Source organism: Thermostichus sp. MS-CIW-38, assembly GCF_054058415.1.
This window is the reverse complement of the sequence record NZ_JBSSAH010000014.1, coordinates 1-22,756: the sequence shown is the minus strand read 5'-3', so window position 1 is coordinate 22,756 and position 22,756 is coordinate 1. Positions and strand designations below refer to the sequence as shown.

Here is a 22,756-nt window from a genome sequence, read left to right as displayed (position 1 = left end):
GTCTTGAGTTACTTGGCTGTCTACAGGACGTCTGGATCTACCCCTAGCTCTTGTAGCTTCCGGGCCAGGCGCCCTGCCCGTTGTTCGGCCTGCTCAGCCCTTTGCCGCTCCAGTTCGGCCTCGGTGGGTACCAGTTCCCCAGCAGCAGTGGCCCAGCGAATCCAGGTGGCCTCGATGTCCCGAAACCTGCCCTCCCACTTCACTAGGCACAATCCCAAAACCTCGCTCGGCAAGCAACCCTCGGCATCCTCTTGAATTGGCTCATAGCGGTCGCCCCTCAGCCGAAACCCCGCCCAGTCTTCTGGATCAAACGGGTCAAACCAAAAGTACTCCGGCACCCGGATAATCTGCTCATAAAGTTGCTTTTTGCTTGTTTTATCCTCCTGGGCAGTGCTGGGAGAAAGAAGCTCAATCACCACGTCCGGCCCTTTGCCCTGCTCCCAAATCACCCAGCTTTTGCGCTCGCCTTTAGGCACGCCCAACACCACAAAATAATCCGGCCCTTTGAAATTGCGGCCGCTGGTCTGCTCCAAGCTGTAGTAGAGAAACATATTGCCACCGACAAAGCCATCAGGGCGCTGCTGCAGCCAGGTTTGGGTAGTGGAGATGAGCAAGTCCATCTGGCACCTGTGCCGCCAGCTTTCCATAGGTTCGCTGTCGTCGTAGGGGAGCTCGTCTTGGGTGGGGGGCAACTCGGGTAGATAAACCGGATCCAGCACCTCAGTAATTGGGTTTGGGTTAGCTTATGGGGGTGTGGGGGTAGCTAAGGCCCCGCACTGTACCCGTAGGGTCAGTGCCGGGATACAGATACCCCCACATGGTGTATGATAGGAGTAGTTGCACAAAACGGCTTTTGCCGGAATCTGGTGCAACTACGCGGTAGGACATTCCGTGTCTGCTCGTGGAGGGTTCTTGCGTAGGCTCCCCGATGAAGCGAGAAGCCCGCTCCGTACTGCCAGCAGTCGGGGTCGGGAGTATGTCACTCATTGCCAGTTCTCCTCTCTTTACCCTTACAAGGTATCGGGATCCACCCCCAGCTCCCGCAGCTTCTGGGCCAGGCGCTCTGCTCGCTGTCGCTCTTGCTCAGCACGTTGGCGCTCGATTCTCTCAGCTTCTTCAGGAGTAGGCACCAGCTCCCCATTGGGGAAAAAGTAGCGCAGTTGTTGGTTATGGATCCCCAGATACAGCTCCAGCATCTCGCTCCAGCGCCAGCCCTGCTCCGTTGGCTCAATCTCCTCGTACTTCTCCCCCCTCAGTCGCAAACCCATAAACTCCTGCGTCTCCGGAGAATAGTAAAAGTACTCCGGTGTCCTGAAAATCCTTTCGTAAAGCTCCCGCTTCTCACCCCGATCCACTTTGGCAGTCGATTCCGAAAGCAGCTCGATGATCAAGTCCGGGTATTTGCCACCTTCTTCCCACACCACCCAAGAAGGGCGGGGGCGGTTTTCTACCCCTTTGACCAAAAACAGATCTGGCCCGCGGAAGTCTTTATTTTTGAGTTGCTCTCGGCTGTAGTAGACGGTGAGGTTCCAGGCGAGGAAGTAGTCGTTGCGGTCTTGCCAGAGGCGGGCGAGGCAGCTGACCAGAATCAAAAGCTGCAGGGCATGCAGGGAGTGTTCCATTTCGGGTTCATCGCTGAGCAGCCCCTGGGCCGAGGGCATGAGCTCCGCCAGTTGCTGGCGGGTGAGGGGAGTAATCTTTTCCTCGGCTTTCTCTTGGAGTTTTTCTTGGGCCAGCATTTTTGCACTCGGGGCAAGTGAATTAGCTGTAGGCTAACCCATCGATAGAACCGCCGGCAGGTGCTCTGCTTCAGGCTGACAGGGTGATAACAGGAGCGTTCTACTAACTGAAAGGCATAATAAGAGATGTAAACTTCTCCTTTTGTCCGCATGTCTTTCTGGAAACTTTTGGTGGTGATAGCGGTGCTGCTTTTCGGCTTGGCAAGCGGGATCCCCACCTTACAAGCGGCCACCCTGGGTGGATCCCCCTACAATCGCGCCCAACAGGAAGTTGTGATTGCAGCTAGCCCAGACCAGGTGTTAAAAGCGGCTGAGCAAGCCTTTCAAGTTTGGAAGCGGGGGGAACTGGTCTCTGTGGATGCTGAGGCGATGGAAGTGAAGGGGATCTCCCGCACCAACTTTTTTAAGTTCGTGGACGATCTAACGGTTTCGCTGTCGCCAATAGAAGGGGATCCTGGCCATACTCGTCTACACATTACTTCCGAAGGCCGTGTTGGGGAATATGATTTCGGCGGCAACCGGCGCAACATCAACGAGTACCTGAACACTTTGCGGTCGTTGCTGGAGCAGAGCTAGGGCCGACAGGACAAGGCGGGAGACTTATGTGGATCCACGTCTTTTGCCGTCTCTTATGATTCCTCGTTCTGTTCCAGCTTGGCCACACGAGCTTCCAGCTTGCGCAAGGTACGTTGCAGCTCAGGCAAGTGCCGCTGGACGGCCATGCTCTTGCGCCATTCGGCAATGGGTTGGTGGGGGTAGCCGGCCACCGTTTGACCAGCAGGGATATCGCTGGTTACACCTGTCTGGGCGGCTACACGCACGCCATCGCCAATGTGCAGGTGCCCGGCCAAGCCACATTGCCCGGCCAAAATGACGTGGTGGCCCAATTGGGTACTGCCGGCAATGCCCACCTGAGCCACGATCAGGCAGTGGGATCCGGTGCGCACGCCGTGGCCAATTTGCACCAGATTGTCGATCTTGGTGCCGCGGCCAATACGGGTCTCGCCAACGGCGGCCCGGTCGATGGTGGTGTTGCTGCCTACCTCCACGTTGTCTTCCAGCACCACTCGGCCCGCCTGCAGCATGCGCCGCCAGGAGCCATCTGCCAGAGGAATGTGGCCAAAGCCGTCGTCGCCAATGACAGCGCCGCTGTGGATCAGACAGTCGTCGCCAATTTCTGTGCGCTCGTGGATGACGCAATTGGCCAAGAGCTGACACCGGGATCCAATCCGCACGTGGGGATAGATGGTGACATTGGGGTGAATTTGGGTGTGGTCGCCAATTTTCACTCCCTCCATCACCACTGCGTGCGGCCCGATGGCCACCCCCTCCCCCAGCTCGACGCTGGGATCGATCACAGCGGTGGGGTGGATGCCAACGGGCAGGCGGTAGGGTTGGTAGAACAGCTCAATGGCCTGGGCAAAGAGCAGACGGGGATCCCTGCCCCGCAAGCAGGCAATGGAACAGGGCAAAGCCAGCCCTTCCTCCACGATGACGGCGCTGGCCTGGGTTTGCTCCAAGAGAGGTAGGTAGCGGGCCTCGCTGAGAAAGCTCAGCTCCCCTGGGCGAGCCTCCGCCAGGCTGGCCACGCTGTGAATTTCCAGGGTGGGATCCCCCTCGTAGGCACACCCCAATTTTTGGGCAATCTCCTGTAGCTGCATTGGGGTTGACATCCTGATACATTTACGCTGAACACTGCTGAACATCACTGTTCAACTATGCAGCGATAGCATTCTGTTTGTTTCCAACCAGAATGGCGGTATCCCGCAAAGCTTTGAGTAGAATACCCAAAGCGCAGTTTCCGTGTCGTCTTACTACCAATTTTCTGCTTTGCTTTGGCTACCATGTTGGCAGACTCGAAAGTAAACAGAAAGATCAACTGGTAGTAATCCGTACTGAACATGTTATACATTATTTTCAGTATAGTTGAGCTTATTATTGACTAGAGTCATGCTCTACGATTGCAGCAGCCGCACGTCCATCACGGTGCCGCGCAAGTTGTAGTCAAAGGTCTCTAGCTCTAGGGGAACACCGATTTTGACGCGATTGTTGCCCAGGACGATGCCATTCTCGGTGCGCTGGCCCCGCCCCCGCAACGTAAATACCAGGTCGAGGCGATAGGCTTCGGGATCGGGCAAGTTCTGCACCCGCCCATCGGGGAAAACCACTGGCACCGTGCGGCTGACATTCTCCACTCGCACCACCTCCACCTGGCCGTAGGGCTGGTTGCGGATGATCAGGTCAGCCTTCTGCCCCGCCTGAAAAGGTTCCATAGAGCGGCTGCTGACCCCGCGCACAATCATGTCCACTTCCACCGGCAGCGTGGGGCCACCTCCCACCTGGACGACACTGCCCGCCTGCCGACCCGGAAAGAACAAGACGGCGACAATGGCCACCACCACAATTGCCAGAGCTCCCAGATCCAAGAGGCTGACCTTTCCCAAAAGCCGCCCCTGCTCGTCAATGAGCCGCATATCACCTCTCCTCGCACACCCTGTCTTGATTCTAGGCAGGTTTGTTCTCCAAGTGGCTTTCTCGCCCTAAGGGATCCAGGCTAGGGCGCTGCTGCCCAGCGGTAGGCGGCGTTCCCGCCAGCGGTGCGAACCACTTTGTCCATCAGGAATGGGCAGCCCGTCCTGCAAATCCACCAACCACACTTGCGAGGCCATGATGGCTTGCCCGCTACGGCTAAGGGGAGCCGAGGGATCCGGGATCCCTGGGAACGGTTCCAAGAGCGTGTAGGCCAGCATGCGTCCATCCGGGGAAATGCTGAAGTCCAGATCGACGGGATAGGTGGCTCGAACCACCTCTATGGCGTTGCCTGCTTCAGTGCCGAGCGTTATCGCCAGCAGGCGGGGCGACTCGGTGTAGCTGGGGGAGTCCATCGCGACCTCGCCAACAGAATAATGCTCCGCACCGCTAACGTGAGAGACCTCACTGACCAAGGCGTAGAAGATGGGCGCCCGAGGGGAAAAAGCCCCTTTCAGGATGGATCCCTGGGTTCTCAAAATCTCCTCGCTGTTGCCGGTATTGCTGACGATGGAGAGGCTGCGGGTGTAGTCGGGATTGAAGCGCAGCAAAGCCCCGAAAGCCCCATCGGGGCGGATGGCTAAGGTTTGGCCGAACTGGGCTAGAAAGCTCTCCGCTGCCGCCCGTGGATGCAAGGGTACGATCCCCACCCCCTGTCCCTGCGAGATGAGCAGGCTGCTCTCATCGGGGCTAATGAAAAAATCTCCCCCCACCGCCGTATCCAATTCCAGTCGCTCGAAGGGATCCCGGCTTGTTTTCTGGATCCACAGCTCCGTCTGGACGGCAGCCATGGGATCCCGTTGCAGCGGGATCCGCTCTGCCACCACCAGTTCCCCCGTCGGCGAGACTTGGAAGCGCAGGTTTTGGTAACCCTGATGATCCAGCAGCAACCGCGAAGACAGATCCTCCAGATCCAGCCGGTACAGATCCTGGTGCTGTAGGTTGGTGGCCGTGGCGAAATAGTACACGAAGCGGCCATCAGCACTGGGCTGCATTTGGGTTACCTTGACCCCAGCTGGAGTCAGCAGAGTAGCGGCTCCCGTCTCCAGGTTGAACAGAAACATTCGCCCTCGCTGGGCAGGTTCGGTGCTGATCCCCAGCAACTGCCGATCCGGCGTGCGGAATTCTCCCTCGAAAGGCCGGGCCATGGGCTGGCCCCGTTCATCTACCGCTGCCTGCAGGCGCACCCGGTAGGTCTGGCCGTAAGGGGCTGGTTCTGTCAGCGTCCAAAAAAAGCGGCGACCCAGTTTGCGCATTCGACCCGGCAGAGGGGGCTGGATCTGCAAGTGCTCTTCAACGCTGACGGGATCCATCGGGCGGTTGAAGGTGAGCACCATCTGCACTTCTTGCGCCCCCACCCGTTGCTGTTGCCAGTTAAAGTCCCGCACGTAAGGAGCTGTGTGGTTGCCCAACACCACCAGGATCACCCCGATGGCCAGGTTGCAGAGGGTAATCCGGGCAACCCAGCGATCCAGAGGCTGTGGGAACCACCGCGTCAGGGTTGCGCGCCAGTAAGATCCCGACCGGGCAGACATCTGACTCATAGGTTACAAACAACAGACAGGTATGGGCAGCCAGAACTTGGGGAGCTGCCTATTGCAGCATCAAAAAAAGAAAGTCTTCTAGGTTGGTTAGGAAGGTCAGCACCTCAGCGGTTGTTCGTTCTTCATCTGGGGATCCCAACTGGACGGCCTGTTGAATCAGCTCTCGAACCGGCGTTGGTCCTTGAAGCAGTGGCGCCAACCAGCTCACTTTCTCGGCAGGGATGCTGATCCGCCCGTGGGTGGCCCCTGTCCACTGCATTTCGTAGGGCCGCTTCTCTTGCAGGGCTTTGCTGTACTCCTGGCGAAAGCGGGGGTTGTCCATCAACAGGGGATTGAATTGTACGGATCCCGACAGCCAATCTTCGTCGCTCCAGGGCAGCACCGGCGAAGAGCCGGCATGCTCCGCCCAAAAGTCGATGAGGCGATGGACAGGGCGAAGGAGTTCATACAGATGCAGCCGCTCCATGATGCTGAGGGTTGCCAACCGCTGCCGCACAAACTCAGGCACCTCTTTAAACAAAGACTCCACCGACCAGTCGGGCCTATCCACCAAGCTCAAAAAGCTCAACCCCGCCTGCTGCAACATGCGAAACAGGTCGGGGATCGTGAACCCCTTGTCGTTGGAGAGTAGGTAATTATTCATAATGGCCGCATCTTCGGCATAGTTGGCCGGGTTCCAGAGCACCGCCTGGGCCACTTCTTCTCGCAGGGATCCCATGAACTCCCGCACATTCTTGGCCCCTACTGCTGGCGGAACGTCAAATTGCCCCACCTTTTGCAACCCCTCTTGCAGGCGGAAAAACACCTGCCGTTGGTAGCGGCTGTGGAGATTGGCCCGGATGATGCCATCGGGCTTGAGGACATTTTTCATGGCCCGCAGGCCCTCGGTGGGATCCTCCAGCAAATACAAAACATCATTGAGGCTAATGAAATCAAACTGGATCCCCAGGCGATCCAGCTCCAGCAGATTGAGGACATAAAACTCGGCATCTGCGAAGCCGTGGTGGCGCAGGCGTTCCTCGGTAAGCTTGACCGAAGCCGGAGACAGATCACAGGCAACGATCTGGGCCCCTGGATTGGCCTCAGCCATCATCAACGTTTCCCAACCGGAGCCACAGCCGGCATTCAACAAAACCTTGCCCTCTGGCGGGACGATAGCATGGGTGCGCAGGTACTGAGCCGTGGTGTAGCTCATCTTAAACATCTCCGGCAAGGCATTGCGAGCCGTCTGCGAGAGGGGCACATTAGGGTAGGGCAGAGCCTCGTAAAGGCTCAAGGCTCGTTCCGAAGCGGAGAGGGCAGAGCTGGCCATAGGCAGGGGAAAGGCTCAACGGTTCAATTTATGATTGAGTGTAGCCCTGGTCGCGACAGCCTCAGGGATCCGCAAAAAACTTGCCATGACTGCTGCTTCCTTGCCCCGTCGTCGCTCTCGCTTCTCCCTGGCAGGCACTCTGGCCGCCGTTGGGGGGGCGTTTCTGTGTGGGATCCTGGTGGTGCGGCTGCAGTTGCCGATGCTGGAGCGGATCAATCTGGGAGAATTGGAAAATGCCGAGGCCCGCAAAAACCGCAACATTGCCCTGGCCAATACGCTGGGGTGGCTGGGCTACCGTAACTTGGGGGCTTCCTGGCTGTGGCTGGAGCTGATCCAGTACTACGGGGATGCACCGGCTCGCACCCAGACTGGCTATGGCCTGGCCTACGACTACTTCGATCACATGCTGCGGCTGGATCCCCGTTTCTTCTTGGGCTACCGGCTCTCCAGTTTGGTGTTGGCCTATCGGGCCGGCCAGCCGGAAAAAGCCGTCGAGATTTTGGATCGCGGCCTGCAGCAGTTCAACCCCCAAAACAACCCTGACGCCTGGCGACTTTATGTGGATCGCGCCCTACTTAACTTTATGTTTCTGGGGGATGCGGAAGCGGGCCGCAATGACTACTACCAAGCTGCTGCCTGGCGAGAGCAGGTGGGCCTGCCTGGAGATGAATTTCGTCAACTAGGAGATAACATCGCCCGCAGTCCTCTCAGCCGCCGTTCCCAATTCGATGTTTGGCTGAGCGTGTATAACTCCACCACCGACCGGGATACCCGCCTGTTTGTCTTGGAACAACTGGTCCAGTTGGGTACCGTGCTGCAAACGCTGCCTACGGGGGAGATCGAGATCCTGCCCCCTCCTCTGCCCGACTTCCCCGACGAAGAACCCTATCGCTTGCGCCTGTGATTTGATCCGGGGGACAAAGATTGCGCCTTAGGGCTGTGACGTTGCCCCAAAAGGTGAGCTAAACTCTAACCCAAATTAAGCCGACCCCACGAGCCGACTCTTCGAGAGCCGCAGCTTTTCGTGGGAGAGGTTCGCTTTTCCGACGTAGGGAGCAGCTGGCTCTGTTGCCTTTGCCAGGGAAGAGCAGCAGCCAGCCTCACGGCAATCCCCAAGGACGCTCTGGGATTCCGGTTTGTTCCCCCAAACTTCTCTATCTTATTATTTCTTAACTTTTGTTCTTGTTCTGCACAATAGGAGTGACCCCCATGACCTCAAGAACTTCCCTTCTGATGACTGTGGCTGTCCTTTCGGGCAGTTGGCTTGTTCTTCCAGCGGCAGCACAATCTTCCGGGACGGCACGGGTGCGGTCGGTGGTAGATGGGGATACCTTCTGGGCGGACTTGAACGGCAGGCCAACCCGTTTCCGTCTGGCCTACGTGGATGCGCCGGAGCTAACCCAAGGGCGCTGGGGGAAGCTATCCCAAGAGGCTTTGCAAAACTTGCTCCCGACGGGATCCCTGGTGCAGGTGGATACCCTCTATGTCACACCGGAAGGGCTTCACATTGCCCAGGTGTACAACGCCGATGGTTTGGTGAATTTGGAGATGTTGCGCCAGGGTCAGGCGGTGGTTTACGAGCGCTTTTTGCACGGGGCCAATCGGCAACGCTACCTAGAAGCCCAAGAGGCGGCCCAAGCGGCGCGGTTAGGCTTCTGGCAGCAACGCAATCCGGTGATGCCTTGGGAGTTTCGGGAGACGGCCACGCAAACCTCGGCCTTTGCGGGGGTCAATGTTTTGGATGGTTCTTTGATTCGTGAAAATCCGGCGGCGGCTGCGGGTGTGGGGATTGCTACTGCGGTGGTGATGGTGGGTCTGAGCAAGGTGCTGTGGAGAAAGCCCAGCCGACAGAGGGTGAGCATCCGGCAGATGGAGCGGGATCTGAAACAATTGCAGCGCAGCCTCACCACAACCCTGGCCAGTCGCAAGCAACTGGAACGGCGGTACGACGAAATTTTGCAAAAGGCCGAAGATTGGTTTGTCAGAGCTGAGAAAGCCAGCCAACAGAACCAAGATGACCTTGCCCGCGAGGCTTTGGTCCGGCGCAACCAGCACATGAGCGCAGCAGAAGCGGTTCGCAAATCTTTGGATGAAGTTGAAGCACAGGTGGCAACCCTTCGCGAAGGCATTTCCCGCCTGGAAAGCCAGATCTCGATGGCCAAGCTGGAGCGGGAGATGAACAACTGACGCGAACGCAACCATGCCCAACTCCTCTTTTGCGTCTTTTGCGCTAGAGGAGGGGATCTGCGCACTTGGGCTAAGGCAAGGAGGGGGGCAGGTTTTGCAGGATGGTGCGGACAACTGCTGCTGAGTTGAGCGCTGCTGTTTGAAAAAAGCTCAAGAAATCCGTATCGTCCCCTGCATCGCTAACCGAGCGCACCAGCAAACAAGGGATCCCGGCTTCTTGCGCTACTCGCACCACGGCTGCCCCCTCCATCTCCACCACCAAAGCGCCGGTGCGTTCTCGGATTTGTCGGCGTAGGTCTGCGTCGGCCACAAACACATCGCCGGTGGCCACCAAGCCTTGATGAATGACGGGATCCCGGCCTTGTAGGGGGTGGAGAGGGATCCGCTCGGGATGGGCCACAATCAGGTCGTAGAGGGCGCTATCGGCCTCGGCCAGTGGGTGGCGCAGCTCTGGGATAAAGTCGATCCCCAAGACAAAGCCCTCGGGTCGTCCGGTGCCAAAGTCGTGCTCGATCGCCGCATGGGCCAGCACCACATCTCCCATGTGCAGGTGATCGGCCAAGGCCCCGGCCACACCGGTAAAAATGATCCCCTGCAAAGGGAAATGGGCCACCAACAAAGCCGCTGTGGTTGCCGCCCGCACCTTGCCCACCCCACCTTGTACCACCACCACCGGTTGCCCCGACAGGGATCCCTGGTGGAACTGTCGCCCCAGATGGGTATGGATGGAGCAGGTTTCCATTGCTGCGGTGAGCATGGCCACTTCCTCGGGCAGGGCTCCAAGAATACCAATGGCTTTCTGGGGGAGATGAGATGGAGATTCCATAGAGCTTCCCTCAGGTTCTTCGAAAGACTTTTGAACAGGCTCTCTCTCCAGTTGGCGGGGGGGATCGCTTGCCCTCACCTGTCCGGCCACTTAGTGAACCATTGCCAACGGTTTCATTCTCGCCTGAGTTGAGGATCCCAAAGCGATGACCGGATAGGTCGGAGTCTTAGGCGGTATAGCGGTATAGTTGAGGTGGTTGGATAGGGAATAGGGGAAAGATCATGGTTTACAGTGAGCCGCTCATGAGCACCTTTAACCCTTCGCCAGAGGTTTTTCCAGAGCCCCTTCGCTGCGTTGAGGTTGTCTCGGCGGTGGTTTCCAGCCTCAAAGAGGATGCGGCCTACGAAAACCATGAGCAAGGTCACACCTGGAAATTCACCTACGGCACGGCAGAAGTGTTCGTCCATCTGAGCGGCGAATCGCCAGAAGACACTCTTTTGGTATGGTCTCCCGTTCTCTCTCTGCCGGTGGCAGAACCGGCCAAGCTGATGCAGAAGCTCCTGGAGAAGAATTGGAGCGACACCCTAGAGGCGCGCTTTTGCATCTGGAACAACCAGGTGGTGCTGAACCACTACCGCACCTTGGAAGGGATCACAGCGGGCGAAATTTCCCGGGCCATCACCATTGTGGCCAGCTTGGCCGATGAATACGATGAGCCCCTCCAGGCCGAGTTTCCCAAAGTTTAGGGTCTGGCTTTGCCGGGATGGGATCCCAGGGATACTGGCTCCCCTACCGCGTGGCCTCTGGGGCCCGGCAAATGGAGCAGGATGCCTGGCTTCTGCAGCGGCTGCGCCATGACCCTCACCCCTGCCTGCGCTTTTATGGCTGGGATCGGCTCACCCTCTCGCTGGGGCGGCACCAGGTTTGGCCAGATCCCCTGCCAGGGATCCCGATTGTGCGCCGACCCACGGGGGGAAGGGCGGTGCTCCATCAGGCGGCTGAGGATGCAGCAGAGCTGACCTACAGCTTGGTGTTGCCCCTTTCTTACTTGCAAGCCAGGTTGCCCAGTTTGCAGCGGGCCTGGGTGTACGACTTCTGCTGCCGCTTTTGGGTGCAGGGGTTGGCGGAGCTGGGTATTGCCATAGATGGGCCTGCTTTTGCTCGCGGCCAAGGCCACCAAGATCCCGGCTACCGCAACAAGACCAGTTGCTTTGCCTCCCGTACCCGTGCTGACTTGAGCTGGCAGGGCAAAAAGCTGATGGGCAACGCCCAACTGTGGCAACCTTGGGGGATCCTGCAACAGGGATCCCTCCTATTGCAACCCAATCTAGAGCTGTGGGAACGGTATCTGCCCGGCTCGCAGGTGATTGGTATCTACGACATTTGCCCCACGGCGCCAGGGATCCCTGCTTTGATCGAACATTTTCTCCAGGCCGCCCGGGAGTGCTTTGAAGTGGAATGGCAAGAAGAAGCCTGGCTCCCTTGGCCGGACTGAGGGCCGGTTGCTGTTAACAATTACTAGCAACAAGAAGCGGCTTGTCTCAACCGTTCCCCAACTCCCCTCTCTCCCTGGGAAAAGGACTGCCAGTCTAGCCGAGACAGCTGTGCTAGAACCTAGGCAGCGCTCAGCCAGGTAAGCCATGCCGAAAGTTTGGGCGGCAGTTTTGCTAGTTGTATCCCTGCTGCCGCAGCCCGCTTGGGCCATTACCCTTGAACAAGTGCCCAACCCCCGCCGTCAGTATGGAGGGTGGGTTTCCGATACCGCCAACATCCTCAGCAGCAGCACCGAAAACGAGCTCAACCGTCTTATCACTCAGCTTGAGCAGCGCACCAGTGCCGAGATGGCAGTGGTTACCGTGCCGAATACTCAGGGATATGCAACACCAAAAGACTTCACCACGCAGCTATTTAACTACTGGGGGATCGGCAAGGCAGGCCAAAACAACGGGGTTTTGTTTCTCATCTCGGTAGGGGATCGGCGGGTGGAAATCGAAACGGGCAGGGGCCTGGTCGCTATCCTCCCCGACAGCCGAGTCCAGCAGATTATCGACCAGCAGATCCTGCCTCGGTTTCGCAATGGGGATTTTGATGGCGGCACTCTGGCGGGGGTGCGGCAGTTGACCTCGGTGTTGCAGGGCCAGCCCGTTGCAAATGTTCCTGCGGCAGCTTCTGGAGTTACCACCTCAACGATTGCAACTTCTTCTGGGGCAGTGGCCCAGGGCATTGATTCTTCCCTGGTGGAAGGGATCCTGCTGCTGCTGGGGATCATCATTTTGGGACTGGGGTGGCAGCGCTCTCGCATGCCCGTCTCTCTAAGGGCTGAGCGAGGGGGAAGACAAGTCCTCTCCCTGACACGCAGAGATCCAAGAACAGGTGCTGTGCTCTCTTCGGTTCAGAGCGACCCCATTCGTCTCTTCCTCTATTCGGGATCCCTCTGCCTTGGCGTGTTCCTAGGATTGTCCAGCGGCAACTGGCTGGGGTTCGCTCTGCCGGTTGTGGCTGCTATGGCCACTGACGGCACCTTGGGCCGGAAGCGTGGGATCCCTTTTCAGCCAGTGGTCTGTCAAGCCTGTGGTCGACCCATGCGACTCATCCAGCCCCAGCTTCTGGATAAGTACCTTCCCCAAGAGCATCGCCTGGCCAGGAGCCGCGGCAGAGCTCGCTACTACGGCTGGTTTTGTCCTACCTGTCAAGGAATAGCTGTGGTTGTGCGCGAAGGCACGCTCTCCCGACACCTTTACTGCCCTCGGTGCCAAGCCCTCACTTTGGATCTCTCCACGGAGATCCTTGTGGAGGCTACCTATTCCCAGAGCGGTTTGAAGCGGGAAATCTTTAGCTGCCCTTTGTGCTCCTACCGCACTGAGCGAGAGGTGGTCATCCCCGAGCTCAGCCACACAAGCGATCGCGACACAAGCGATTGGCACACAAACGATAGCAGCAGAGATTCAGACTTCGGTGGCGGCAGCAGCGGAGGTGGCGGAGCGGGCGGCAGTTGGTGAGACCCAACTCTAGAGATTTCTCTATCGATCTGAAAAAGGAGTCGGGCTTCTCTTAAATCCGCCAGGACAGTACAGTGGTAAGGGAGCAGCAATAGAAACTGGCTAAGGACGGATCTCTCATGACCCTCGGAGAAGGCGTACAACTGGTTACGTTTGTGGTGCTATCGGCGATGGCCATTGGCTTCGCGCTAGGCGTGGTTTGGGCCCCCAGCATTGTCTATTCCGGTTTTCTGCTCGGGGGCGTTTTCCTGAGCATGGCCGGGTTGTATCTCCTCTTGAATGCCGATTTTGTGGCCGCAGCCCAAGTTCTGATCTACGTCGGCGCGGTTAATGTGTTGATCCTGTTTGCCATCATGTTGGTGAATCGGCGCTACACCTTTGCCCCCCTGAAGCTGGGCTGGCTGCGCAACGGAGTGACGGCAGTCGTGTGCTTGGGGTTGTTTGCCCTTCTGACGGCGATGGCCCTGAATACCCCCTGGCAGTTAGAGCCAATCCAACCCATGAGCAGTGTTTTGGTGATGGGTGGGCATTTCTTCAGGGAGTATCTGTTGCCTTTCGAGCTGGCCTCTATCCTGCTGTTGATGGCTCTGATCGGTGCTATTGTGCTGGCGCGTCGAGAGTTTGTCATTCCCCAAGCCGGAGAAGGGGATCTGAGCTTGCTGGAGCGGGCCCGACCCCAGCTTGAATCGGAGTCGGAACGGCAAGCAGAGCTGGTGAGCACCCGCTAAAGCTGACTGCTCTCGGCCATAAAACCTAGAGCTTTCCCGAGGCCCCTGTCATTGTGTATCTACATGGAGCTCATCGCGATGTTGCAACTGCAGTTTTTCTTGGTGGTGGCAGCGGTTCTTTTTTGTATTGGCATCTACGGCCTGATCGTCAGCCGCAATGCGATTCGCGTGCTGATGTCGATTGAGCTGATGCTCAATGCGGTGAACCTGAACTTCATGGCTTTCTCCAACTTTGTCGATTCAGCGATGATTCGCGGCCAGGTGTTCTCGGTGTTTGTCATCACTGTGGCGGCTGCCGAGGCCGCAGTGGGCTTGGCCATCGTGTTGGGGATCTACCGCAACCGCGCCACTATCGATATGGAGAGCTTCAACTTGCTTAAGTGGTAGCCTTTTTCCGTTGCTTATTTTGCATCAAGGCAAGGCTAGCAAGCTGAAGTCAAGTGAAGCCAGAATGCCTAAGTAAAGGAAAAGGATAGAGGGGTCAAGTGGTAATTTTTTCTGGGAAAAATAGGAGGGTGGCGAGAGATTGTAACCAGTATAGTCATTTTAAACAGGGATGAAACATTTCCGTTGTATTGCTTTCTAGCTCCCCTCTCCTCTGGGAGCGGTCACGGAGGCGAGGCGGAACGCTTGGGGAGTGTCCCAGTCTAGTTTGGAATGACTATAATTTGTAATTTTTTACAGAAAGAGGCGTTTTTCAAAAGCTGAGCTGGCACTTGTTCTCTCGTTTTAACAAGTTGGCCAGAAACTTCTTAAGCTTTCTCTACTCTGTAGGCACGCTCTTCTGGATCCAGCTGATCCAGCTAGACCAGGGCATGGGGTAAGACTACTCCAAGATCCTATTCTCCCTCGGGGGGTGCTGCCGCCTCAGAATCCAAAATGGCCCCTGCTCCGTAAGAGTCAATATCGATGGCCTGGGATCCACCGGCAGCCAACAGAGCCATCAGGGATCCCAACTGCCACCACACCAAGCCTGCCGTGCTCAACACTAGGATCCCACCGACGCAGGCGGCCAAGGCCATAGACAGGCCAAACACGTTCAGACACGCGGCCACAAACCCAGAGGTAAACAGGCAGCAGAGACTGTAGGTGAGGATCACCCCAGGAGTGCGGTAGCGAATTTGCGCTTGGCTATCCCGGTTGAGCTGCCAAAGGGCCACCTGGTATTCCAAATTGTCCTTGAAAATGATGCCAAAGATAACAGCAAAAAAGCTGAATAAGGCGATGGCAGAGTAAATGGGGGGATTGACGAAGGGATCAGAAAGGGATTCCATAGGGCTGACCTCGGTTTGGGATCCAAGTCCTTAGCTTAACACTTCTTAGCATCACAGAAGATGTCTAGCAGGTCAATGTCAACAACACAACCGATAACGCCAGACCCAGTTGGGGCATGATGAGAACTGGTCGGGTATCACCTCATCTGCAAAAGGGCTGTAATCTGAGATGGGGGCTAAGAGCAGTAGGATGTTCGACAAGGGGCTGTAGCTCAGATGGATAGAGCAAGCGCCTCCTAAGCGCTAGGTCGGCGGTTCAAGTCCGCCCAGTCCCGCTTCCTCAAGCCGCCAGACTCCTGCCTGGGCAGGTCAACGATAGAGGTTGCAGGAGTTGTGTAGGTTGTAGCCGGAGACCAAAACCTCTTGCTGGCGATCCCCAAGGCCGATGTCACAGCGCAGGGGATTCCCACCAGCAGCTGTGTAGGTGTGAGACTCCGTCATCCAACGCATGCCAGCTGGGCCAGGAGTGGGAGGAACAACTTCGGGGAGACGATAGTTGGGGGCTTGCCAGGGATCTTGCAGATAACGATCCCCTTGGATCCCTCCGAATTGAATATCGGCGTAGCTGGAAGGATAAACCGTAAAATCCATGCGGAAGATTTCTGAAGCGCGGCCAATGGTCGCCAAAGCTGTTTGGGCTTCAGCAACTCTGGAACGGCGAATGTGGTTAAGCAGGTTGGGAATGGCCACCGCGCAGAGAGTACCGACAATCACAATGACCACCAGCAACTCGATCAATGTCATGCCACGAGGAGCCGCAGTGGCCAGACGGAAAAGGATTCTCCTGAGATAGACTTCATGAAGGGAAAACCGATTCATGACAGCCTCAGCCCCACTTTGGGAGAAATCAGGCACCCGGCTAAACCCGAAGGATCTTGCCCTGGTATTCAAGCCTTTTCTTGGTCTCAGGTTACCCTTCGCAGACCCAAAACTTTCCTCATCAAATCATGTGAACTCCTGAATCCAAAACCCCACTGGATATCAACTGTAGGTAAATTTTTTGTAAACTGGCTTCAAGTTTTAAGGCCAGATAAATCTGAGTTCACTGTGAACTGTTTTCGCGGCTGTCTATGGGGTGACACTGCCAGTTGCTACTGCCCCAAACTTTTTATGTGTTACCCATTTTTGGAACAGCAACAGATGAATTTTTGCCTGTGGCTATCTCAATCCTATGGACGGGAATGTCAGACTTATGGTCATTTCGATTCAAACCGGGGCACTGACCCACGCCTAAAACCTTTACTTTCAGAGCGGCGGGAGCTTTGGCAGGATGAGTACGTTGTTCTCAGCCCCCTGTTGGGATGGGGCAATACCCCGATTAGCCCAAGATGTCTATACAGCGGCGAATCAATACCTCACTCATGCGTTGGCGGTAAAGGGCGCTGGCCCGAAAATCCGCGATCCAGCCGTGGGCTTGCTCTGCCAAAAGTTGGGGAAGATGTTCTGGATCGGGCCGGGATCCCATCTGGATCAGTTGTGGGGGTGAAAGGGCAGCATTGAGTCCGAAGCGATAATCGCCTGAGTCGGGATCGCGCGATCCGGCAACGATCACCAAGGCGGGATCCGTTTGGGTGATGCCGAGCCGCTGAAAGGTGCTGGGGCTGCGCAGGCGTTGGGCCGGGATCCAATCGCAAGGCTTCCCCCGGCTGCAGCAGAGTTTGTTGGGGGCCGGTTTGAAAGTCCTGAGCGGGGATGTGGCGCAGGGATCCCTGCAGATCGATCAGCGTGTAGGTGGCCTCAAGGGCGATCAACACGGGTGCTACGACACCGACACTCAGGGCCAGGCAGAGATTTCCCCCTATCGTTGCCAAGTGGGCCACCTTAAAAGAGGCCAAAGACGCCATTCCCTCGCACAGGGCGCGGATCCCTGGCCAATGGGGTGGCCAATCGTATTGCAACAGTTGCTGGAAGGTACAGGTTGCCCCCAGTTTTAACCCTTCTGCACTGATTTCCAGCTCGTTCCAGTCCAGAGGATGCAAATCGATCAGTCCCCGCAGGTGGGGTTGCGGCTGTGAGAAGAGCCAAGTCCCCCCGGCCAGCCAGTTCCAGCCGGGATCCCATGCGGTCAAGTCCTCAAGCTGTTGGGGACGAATGTAGGTGTGCAGATGGTGCAGATCCATCGGTTCTCTCAGGCGCTGAAGGGAATCAAGGGGTTGTAGCTTCGCCCCAAAAACCCTGGGCAGGGATCCAGACTGCAGGCTTCAGGGGGCTAGAGAGCTTCCTGAAAGCATTGGGCGAGGGCCTGGCATAGCTCAGGGACAACATCAGCAGGCCAAAAACCTTCTCCGCGCCGGCCTTGATGCAATTGCACGTAGAGGCCCCAGGCGGTGGCGCTGCCGCTGGCAATCAACGTCAAAGCAGGGCAAGTCTGCTCCAGCGTAATGCTCTCCTCCGCCATCAGTTGGGAGGCGATGGCCTCCATATCCTGCTGCAGGCGCTGCACCCCCTGCACAAACGCTTGCCACTCCTCCTGAGTGAGCTCCAGCGCCCAGGCTTCTCCCCCCACCAGCGCAACAAAAGGGGAACGGGTGGGATCCCAGCCCAGCCTCCAGCCGGATCCCTTGTGCAAAGAGGGGCGGCGTCCCGCCGTGGCGATTGGGAACCCGTCGTCGGGAACAGACATGCGAGGAAAAGCATCCATGGTGCTGATACATTTACGCTGAACACTGCTGAACATCACTGTTCAACTATGCAGCGATAGCATTCTGTTTGTTTCCAACCAGAATGGCGGTATCCCGCAAAGCTTTGAGTAGAATACCCAAAGCGCAGTTTCCGTGTCGTCTTACTACCAATTTTCTGCTTTGCTTTGGCTACCATGTTGGCAGACTCGAAAGTAAACAGAAAGATCAACTGGTAGTAATCCGTACTGAACATATTATACATTATTTTCAGTATAGTTGAGCTTATTATTGACTAGAGTCATGCTCCCCACCGCTAACGCAACCGCTGCAGGTAGGCCAAAAAAGATGGGGGTAAAATCGACAGGGTGTGTTTTAGGATAAAGCGGCCATGGCCAGTTGTCAGGCTCTCACTGCCAAACCCCGTCGGTTTTTAGGGGCTCCGTCCCGCTGGCGCAAACAGAGCACCCTCATTTCCGGCTTGGGCCTGTTGCTGGCGGCCTTAGCGCTCCATGCCGCCGACGCAACCGGAGTTCGTGAAGAGACCTTGGCCACGGCAGCCACCCCCGAAAACCCAATCCTGCATATAGGCATTTTGCAACGCTTTGGCCGTTCTGAGACGGATCAAGTGGAGCTGGCGGCGCCGACGGGATCCCTTCTCACCCTGGAATTCCCTCAAGCAGACGGCAGCACCCAGACCCAGCGAACGCCTCGGGTCAGCATCGGCATTGTCAATCGCGCCCTGACCACCCCGGAAACCGTATACCGTCTAATCCTCAGCAGCCACAAAAGCTTTGAGAGTGCCGAGGCCAATGCCAACCATTGGCAGTCTCTGGGCATCAGCACCGAGATCGCCCAGCCGCAAGAATGGCAGGTGTGGGCCAACCGCGCCTACACCCCGCAACAACTGGCCCAGATTCAGCAGTATGCCCAGAAAGAAGGGATCCCCCATGTGCGGCTCGAGGTGCAGGAGCGACGCGAACGGGCGGAGCTGAGCTGGGTTCATGAACACTTTCGCTACCACCGCACCCGCCTCAGGGTGACCTCTGATGCCGGCTATCTACGGGTGAACGACCACTACTATGCCGGATCCATCACCTTTCAGCCCAATGCCTACGGCAGCTACACTGTGGTCAATGCCGTGCCTCTGGAAACCTATTTGCGGGGGGTAGTTCCCCACGAGGTGGGGCCAGGGGCCCCTTTTGCCGCGATGGCCGCCCAGGCGATTTTGGCGCGCACCTACGCCCTCAAGAACCTCCACCGCTTTCAGGTTGACGATTATCAGCTCTGCGCCAATACCCATTGCCAGGTTTACAAGGGATTGACCGGAACTCACCCACGGGCAGACGAAGCCATTCGCCAGACCAGCGGCCTGGTGCTCACCTACAATGGCGAGCTGGTGGATGCTGTCTATTCCTCTACCAATGGCGGCATCTCGGCGGCCTTTGAAGATGTTTGGGACGGGGATCCGCGCCCCTACCTACGCCCGCAAGCGGATATTGCCCATCAACCGGGTAAGCCCCTGGATTTGCGGCAGGAGAGCAGCTTCCAGGCGTTTTTGGCCCAACGAGAGGGCTTCAACGAAGCAGGGGTATCCCGCCTATTCCGCTGGGAGTTCTCCCTATCTCTGGAGGAGCTGAACACCCAGTTGCGCGCCGGCCAAGACTACCTAGGGATCCCGATGCCCACCTGGAGCAGCATCGCGGGGATGCAGATCCTGGAGCGCTCCGCCAGTGGCCGGGTGCAGGTGATGCAATTGGACTTGCAGACGGCAGAAGGGATCCGCTCGATTCTTTTGCGCAAGGATCAGGTACGCTTGGCTTTTCCTCGCCTGTACAGCACCCTGTTTCGGATAGAGCCTCTGAAACAAGGGGAGCGATTGGCAGGCTATCGCTTCATCGGTGGCGGCTTCGGCCATGGGGTGGGCTTGAGCCAGTACGGCTCCTATACCCTGGCTCGGCAGGGGTTTAACGCGGCGCAAATCCTCGCTTTTTACTACCCCGGCACCACCTTGGCCCCGCTGGGATCCCTATCCTTGCAGTTGCCTGCCGCCTCAGCAGCCTACTCTATCCGCTAGAGGTTGGGTGAAAGTTATGGCCGTGAAGGGATCCCAGCTTGCTTGCAGAGATCACGCCGGTTCTCTTCTGCCCGTCCAGGCCAGGAGATGACAGACTTAGACTTGGAGTACCCGCTCAAAGTTATCTCGTCAAATCCCCATGAGTTCTCGCTACCTGCTGCCCCCCGCTGAACCCAAGTCTGTCGGTACTGCCTATATCCTCTGGGCGTTGGGCATCTTCGGGATCTGTGGCGTCCATCGCCTCTACCTGGGCAAGACCGGCACAGGCGTTCTCTGGCTGTTCACCTTTGGCCTGTTGGGCATTGGGCAGTTGATTGACCTGTTTTTGATCCCAGGCATGGTGGAGAACTACAACTTCAAGCTGGCCGTCCTGCAGGGATCCCGACCCTCCCCATCCCCAGCTTCCTCTCGCGACAGCGGGACAGAGCCTTTAGAAGAGCTACGAGAGCAGAGCGCCGGATCTTCCCACTCTCCTCCAGACGGGAGGGATCCCTCCCCTGAGGGACAGGGATCCATTGGCGACGGCGGGACAGAGTCCTCCGCTGCTGCAGCAGAAGGGGAATCGGCGCCCGGTCGTGTCAGCAGTGGGGAACTGTCTGCGATCCCGGCTGCCCCGCCAGGGTTTAAGTCGGGGTTTGTGGGGCTGATCGGGCGGCCCAATGTGGGCAAGTCCACCCTACTCAACGCCCTGGTGGGACAAAAGATTGCCATCACCTCTCCCGTGGCCCAGACCACCCGCAACCGCCTACAGGGGATCCTCTCCCTACCCCAAGCCCAGATCATCTGGGTGGATACCCCTGGCATCCACAAACCCCACCACCGCCTGGGGGAAATCTTGGTACACAACGCCCAGGCAGCCATTGCCGCTGTGGACGTGATCCTCTTCGTGGTGGATGGATCGGTGCCGGCAGGACGCGGGGATGCTTTTATTGCCGAGCGGATCCCTGCTGCTTCCCCCTGCCTGATCGTCTGCAACAAAGCGGATCTGCTTCCTCGGGATGCTGCCGTGCGCCAAGCTCACCAAGAGAGCTACCAAGCCCTGCGCCCCGGCGCTCCTGTCGTTTGGGTGTCTGCCTTGGATCCCAGCAGTTTGACACCCCTGATCCAAGCCACCATCGATCTGCTGCCCACCGGCCCCTACTACTACCCGCCGGATCTGGTGACGGATCAGCCGGAGCGGTTCATCATGGCGGAGCTGATCCGAGAACAGGTGCTGCTGCAGACCCGCGAGGAAGTGCCCCATTCCGTGGCCGTGACCATCGACCAGGTGGAAGAAACCCCCAACGTCACCCGCATCTTGGCCACCCTCTATGTAGAGCGGGACTCGCAAAAGGGGATCCTCATTGGCAAAGGAGGGGAAAGGCTCAAGCAGATCGGCCAGGCAGCCCGCCTGCAGATTCAAAAGCTGATCCTGGGCAAGGTGTACCTGGAGCTGTTTGTCAAGGTGCGGCCCCACTGGCGGCGCTCTGAGCACCTTCTGCGCGACTTGGGCTACAGCGCTACGTCCCCCTAGCGGGAATAAGCCATTTGCGTCAGCAGGACGGAGTTCTTATGCCCCCCTCTCCCCTTGTGGGTAGGAGACTGGGGTATTTGCGCGAGCAGCACGGCGTGCCTGGGGGGAATGCTGCAAAAATGCCTTAAAAATGCCTTGGATCTGCTTGGAATAGATGCCGGATGGGATCCCTGCGTTAGCTTGGATAGCAAAGCCTCTGGAGTCCCACAGCAGTTTTTCTTATCGCTGCTTTGCCCCATGACCGCTTTCTATCCCGCTACTGTTCAACCCGGCGCCCGCACCCTGCCGGGCCACTACTACGTCTCCTCCAGCCGTTTTGAGGCGGAGATCGAGCGGATTTTTTATCGGCAGTGGTTCTGCGTGGGGCGCAGTGCCGATCTGGCCCAACCTGGAGACTTTTTGCAGGTGCAGGTGCTCAGGGAAAGCCTGATCCTGGTACGGGATCCCAAGGGGCAAGCCCATGCCTTCTTCAACCACTGTCGCCATCGAGGAACCCGACTCTGCAGCGAGCTCCAAGGCCATTTTGCCGATGGGATCCCTTGCCCCTACCACGCCTGGCGCTATGGGCTGGATGGACAATTGTTGGCGGCTCCCCAGATGCACGAGGTGGAAGACTTTCGCCGTGAAGATTATCCCCTCCACTCCGCTGCCTTGGCAGAATGGGAAGGCTTCGTCTGGGTCAACCTCAGCCGCAATCCTCAGCCCTTCGATGAGGTTTTTGCCCCATTGCAAGGTCGTTTCCGAGAGTGGAACCTGTCCGCTCTGCGGCGAGGTCATCGTATTGAATACAACGTTCAGGCCAACTGGAAATTGCTGTTTGAAAACTACTCTGAGTGCTACCACTGCCCCCTCATTCACCCGGAATTGGCCCGTCTTTCGCCGGCTCGCAGCGGTCGCAACGACCTGATGGAAGGCCCCTTTTTGGGCGGCTACATGTTGCTCAATCCAGATGTGACCAGCCTAAACATGAGTGGCCAACGCAGCTTGCCCCTGATCTCCACCGTGCGAGGCGAGAACCAACGGCGGGCCTACTACTACACCCTTATGCCCAATCTATTCTTGAGCCTGCAGCCGGACTATGTCATGACCCACACTCTGTGGCCCCAGGGATCCGACCGGACGCGGGTTGTCTGCGATTGGCTGTTTGAGCCGGAGACCTTGGCGCTGGATGGTTTTGATCCCAGCGAGGTGGTGGAATTGTGGGATCGCACCAATCGACAGGATTGGCACCTGTGCGAGCTCACCCAGCAAGGGGTGGGATCCCGTGCCTATGAAGCAGGGCCTCTTTCCCATGCAGAAGGGTTGCTGCAAGCCTTTGGGCGGGAATACCGCCGGCAGATGCAGGAGTTGGAAGAACAAAGCTGCTAAAAAAGTGTTAGGTCGTGTTGATCTTATGTTAGGATAGAGAGAATAATTTATAGAGGAAAGAGGATGAAGTTGGTTTTTTTAGATGAAAACAAATGGCAGAAG

The 22,756-nt window shown here is 57.5% G+C and carries 22 protein-coding genes, 1 tRNA gene and 3 pseudogenes; 13 read left to right on the top strand and 13 right to left on the bottom strand.

The window, feature by feature from the left end; all coding sequences use genetic code 11:
• Positions 1-20 precede the first annotated feature (20 nt).
• Complete coding sequence (locus ACVWXZ_RS06790) at positions 21-719, bottom strand: Uma2 family endonuclease (protein ID WP_457482315.1); 699 nt, start codon at positions 717-719, stop codon at positions 21-23.
• Positions 720-1,010: 291 nt separating this feature from the next.
• Complete coding sequence (locus tag ACVWXZ_RS06785) at positions 1,011-1,739, bottom strand: Uma2 family endonuclease (protein WP_457384496.1); 729 nt, start codon at positions 1,737-1,739, stop codon at positions 1,011-1,013.
• 150 nt (positions 1,740-1,889) lie between these two features.
• Here ACVWXZ_RS06785 and ACVWXZ_RS06780 point away from each other — a divergent pair, with 150 nt between their 5' ends.
• Positions 1,890-2,315 carry a DUF1499 domain-containing protein gene (locus tag ACVWXZ_RS06780; RefSeq protein ID WP_414342567.1) on the top strand — a complete coding sequence of 142 codons (426 nt, stop codon included), beginning with the start codon at positions 1,890-1,892 and terminating at the stop codon, positions 2,313-2,315.
• Between the two features lie 53 nt (positions 2,316-2,368).
• Here ACVWXZ_RS06780 and lpxD read toward each other — a convergent pair whose 3' ends face one another.
• The 5 genes and pseudogenes from lpxD to ACVWXZ_RS06755 form a co-directional block, all read right to left on the bottom strand.
• Positions 2,369-3,400 (bottom strand): UDP-3-O-(3-hydroxymyristoyl)glucosamine N-acyltransferase, encoded by a 1,032-nt coding sequence (lpxD, locus tag ACVWXZ_RS06775; RefSeq protein ID WP_457482327.1) that lies wholly within the window; start codon positions 3,398-3,400, stop codon positions 2,369-2,371.
• A 55-nt stretch (positions 3,401-3,455) separates the two neighbouring features.
• A pseudogene (locus ACVWXZ_RS06770) lies at positions 3,456-3,639 on the bottom strand (hypothetical protein); the annotation flags it as partial.
• A 55-nt stretch (positions 3,640-3,694) separates the two neighbouring features.
• Positions 3,695-4,213: a DUF4330 domain-containing protein gene (locus tag ACVWXZ_RS06765; RefSeq protein ID WP_414522513.1), complete on the bottom strand. Its 519-nt coding sequence runs from the start codon at positions 4,211-4,213 to the stop codon at positions 3,695-3,697.
• 66 nt (positions 4,214-4,279) lie between these two features.
• Positions 4,280-5,803 carry a hypothetical protein gene (locus ACVWXZ_RS06760; protein WP_457482314.1) on the bottom strand — a complete coding sequence of 508 codons (1,524 nt, stop codon included), beginning with the start codon at positions 5,801-5,803 and terminating at the stop codon, positions 4,280-4,282.
• Between the two features lie 58 nt (positions 5,804-5,861).
• Positions 5,862-7,124, bottom strand: coding sequence for a class I SAM-dependent methyltransferase (locus ACVWXZ_RS06755; RefSeq protein WP_457482313.1), 1,263 nt, complete (start codon positions 7,122-7,124; stop codon positions 5,862-5,864).
• A gap of 85 nt (positions 7,125-7,209) precedes the next feature.
• Here ACVWXZ_RS06755 and ACVWXZ_RS06750 point away from each other — a divergent pair, with 85 nt between their 5' ends.
• Both ACVWXZ_RS06750 and ACVWXZ_RS06745 read left to right on the top strand, forming a co-directional pair.
• The gene (locus ACVWXZ_RS06750) at positions 7,210-8,028 is read left to right on the top strand and encodes a hypothetical protein (RefSeq protein WP_457482312.1); all 819 of its coding nucleotides are present in this window, start codon (positions 7,210-7,212) and stop codon (positions 8,026-8,028) included.
• Positions 8,029-8,357: 329 nt separating this feature from the next.
• Positions 8,358-9,311, top strand: coding sequence for a PspA/IM30 family protein (locus ACVWXZ_RS06745; RefSeq protein WP_414421752.1), 954 nt, complete (start codon positions 8,358-8,360; stop codon positions 9,309-9,311).
• Positions 9,312-9,381: 70 nt separating this feature from the next.
• On the opposite strand, the gene ACVWXZ_RS06740 is transcribed toward ACVWXZ_RS06745, so the two are convergent.
• The gene (locus tag ACVWXZ_RS06740; RefSeq protein WP_457402708.1) at positions 9,382-10,137 is read right to left on the bottom strand and encodes a 5'-methylthioadenosine/adenosylhomocysteine nucleosidase; all 756 of its coding nucleotides are present in this window, start codon (positions 10,135-10,137) and stop codon (positions 9,382-9,384) included.
• 221 nt (positions 10,138-10,358) lie between these two features.
• Between ACVWXZ_RS06740 and ACVWXZ_RS06735 the strand changes: the two genes are divergently transcribed.
• From ACVWXZ_RS06735 to nuoK, 5 genes are all read left to right on the top strand, one after another.
• Positions 10,359-10,823, top strand: a complete 465-nt coding sequence (locus ACVWXZ_RS06735) for a YbjN domain-containing protein (protein ID WP_414328810.1) — start codon at positions 10,359-10,361, stop codon at positions 10,821-10,823.
• A gap of 17 nt (positions 10,824-10,840) precedes the next feature.
• Complete coding sequence (locus ACVWXZ_RS06730; protein WP_457402709.1) at positions 10,841-11,572, top strand: lipoyl protein ligase domain-containing protein; 732 nt, start codon at positions 10,841-10,843, stop codon at positions 11,570-11,572.
• A gap of 145 nt (positions 11,573-11,717) precedes the next feature.
• Complete coding sequence (locus ACVWXZ_RS06725; protein WP_457402711.1) at positions 11,718-13,076, top strand: TPM domain-containing protein; 1,359 nt, start codon at positions 11,718-11,720, stop codon at positions 13,074-13,076.
• A gap of 119 nt (positions 13,077-13,195) precedes the next feature.
• Positions 13,196-13,804 carry an NADH-quinone oxidoreductase subunit J gene (locus tag ACVWXZ_RS06720; protein ID WP_414342577.1) on the top strand — a complete coding sequence of 203 codons (609 nt, stop codon included), beginning with the start codon at positions 13,196-13,198 and terminating at the stop codon, positions 13,802-13,804.
• Between the two features lie 81 nt (positions 13,805-13,885).
• On the top strand, positions 13,886-14,191 hold the full coding sequence (gene nuoK, locus ACVWXZ_RS06715; RefSeq protein WP_041437244.1) for an NADH-quinone oxidoreductase subunit NuoK: 306 nt from the start codon (positions 13,886-13,888) through the stop codon (positions 14,189-14,191).
• A 452-nt stretch (positions 14,192-14,643) separates the two neighbouring features.
• Here the strand turns inward: nuoK and ACVWXZ_RS06710 are convergent, their stop codons facing one another.
• Positions 14,644-15,078, bottom strand: a complete 435-nt coding sequence (locus ACVWXZ_RS06710; protein ID WP_011432900.1) for a hypothetical protein — start codon at positions 15,076-15,078, stop codon at positions 14,644-14,646.
• 201 nt (positions 15,079-15,279) lie between these two features.
• Here ACVWXZ_RS06710 and ACVWXZ_RS06705 point away from each other — a divergent pair.
• A tRNA-Arg gene (locus tag ACVWXZ_RS06705) sits at positions 15,280-15,353 on the top strand.
• A 34-nt stretch (positions 15,354-15,387) separates the two neighbouring features.
• Here ACVWXZ_RS06705 and ACVWXZ_RS06700 read toward each other — a convergent pair.
• The 4 genes and pseudogenes from ACVWXZ_RS06700 to ACVWXZ_RS06685 form a co-directional block, all read right to left on the bottom strand.
• A complete protein-coding gene (locus ACVWXZ_RS06700) occupies positions 15,388-15,822 on the bottom strand; it encodes a type IV pilin protein (RefSeq protein ID WP_457388703.1) in 435 nt (144 codons plus the stop codon).
• Between the two features lie 611 nt (positions 15,823-16,433).
• Positions 16,434-17,198 carry an FAD binding domain-containing protein gene (locus ACVWXZ_RS06695; protein ID WP_457402713.1) on the bottom strand — a complete coding sequence of 255 codons (765 nt, stop codon included), beginning with the start codon at positions 17,196-17,198 and terminating at the stop codon, positions 16,434-16,436.
• An 89-nt stretch (positions 17,199-17,287) separates the two neighbouring features.
• A complete protein-coding gene (locus tag ACVWXZ_RS06690; protein WP_457441482.1) occupies positions 17,288-17,755 on the bottom strand; it encodes a DUF1818 family protein in 468 nt (155 codons plus the stop codon).
• A gap of 10 nt (positions 17,756-17,765) precedes the next feature.
• Positions 17,766-17,949: pseudogene (locus ACVWXZ_RS06685) on the bottom strand (hypothetical protein); the annotation flags it as partial.
• A 138-nt stretch (positions 17,950-18,087) separates the two neighbouring features.
• On the opposite strand from ACVWXZ_RS06685, the gene ACVWXZ_RS06680 reads away from it, so the two are divergent.
• The 4 genes and pseudogenes from ACVWXZ_RS06680 to ACVWXZ_RS06665 all read left to right on the top strand — a co-directional run bounded on the left by ACVWXZ_RS06680 (position 18,088) and on the right by ACVWXZ_RS06665 (position 22,654).
• On the top strand, positions 18,088-19,773 hold the full coding sequence (locus tag ACVWXZ_RS06680; protein ID WP_457402717.1) for a SpoIID/LytB domain-containing protein: 1,686 nt from the start codon (positions 18,088-18,090) through the stop codon (positions 19,771-19,773).
• 139 nt (positions 19,774-19,912) lie between these two features.
• Positions 19,913-20,086 (top strand): annotated as a pseudogene (locus ACVWXZ_RS06675) (TM2 domain-containing protein); the annotation flags it as partial.
• A 279-nt stretch (positions 20,087-20,365) separates the two neighbouring features.
• Positions 20,366-21,286, top strand: coding sequence for a GTPase Era (gene era, locus ACVWXZ_RS06670; RefSeq protein ID WP_414417179.1), 921 nt, complete (start codon positions 20,366-20,368; stop codon positions 21,284-21,286).
• 237 nt (positions 21,287-21,523) lie between these two features.
• The gene (locus ACVWXZ_RS06665) at positions 21,524-22,654 is read left to right on the top strand and encodes an aromatic ring-hydroxylating oxygenase subunit alpha (RefSeq protein WP_041437237.1); all 1,131 of its coding nucleotides are present in this window, start codon (positions 21,524-21,526) and stop codon (positions 22,652-22,654) included.
• Positions 22,655-22,756: the final 102 nt, after the last annotated feature.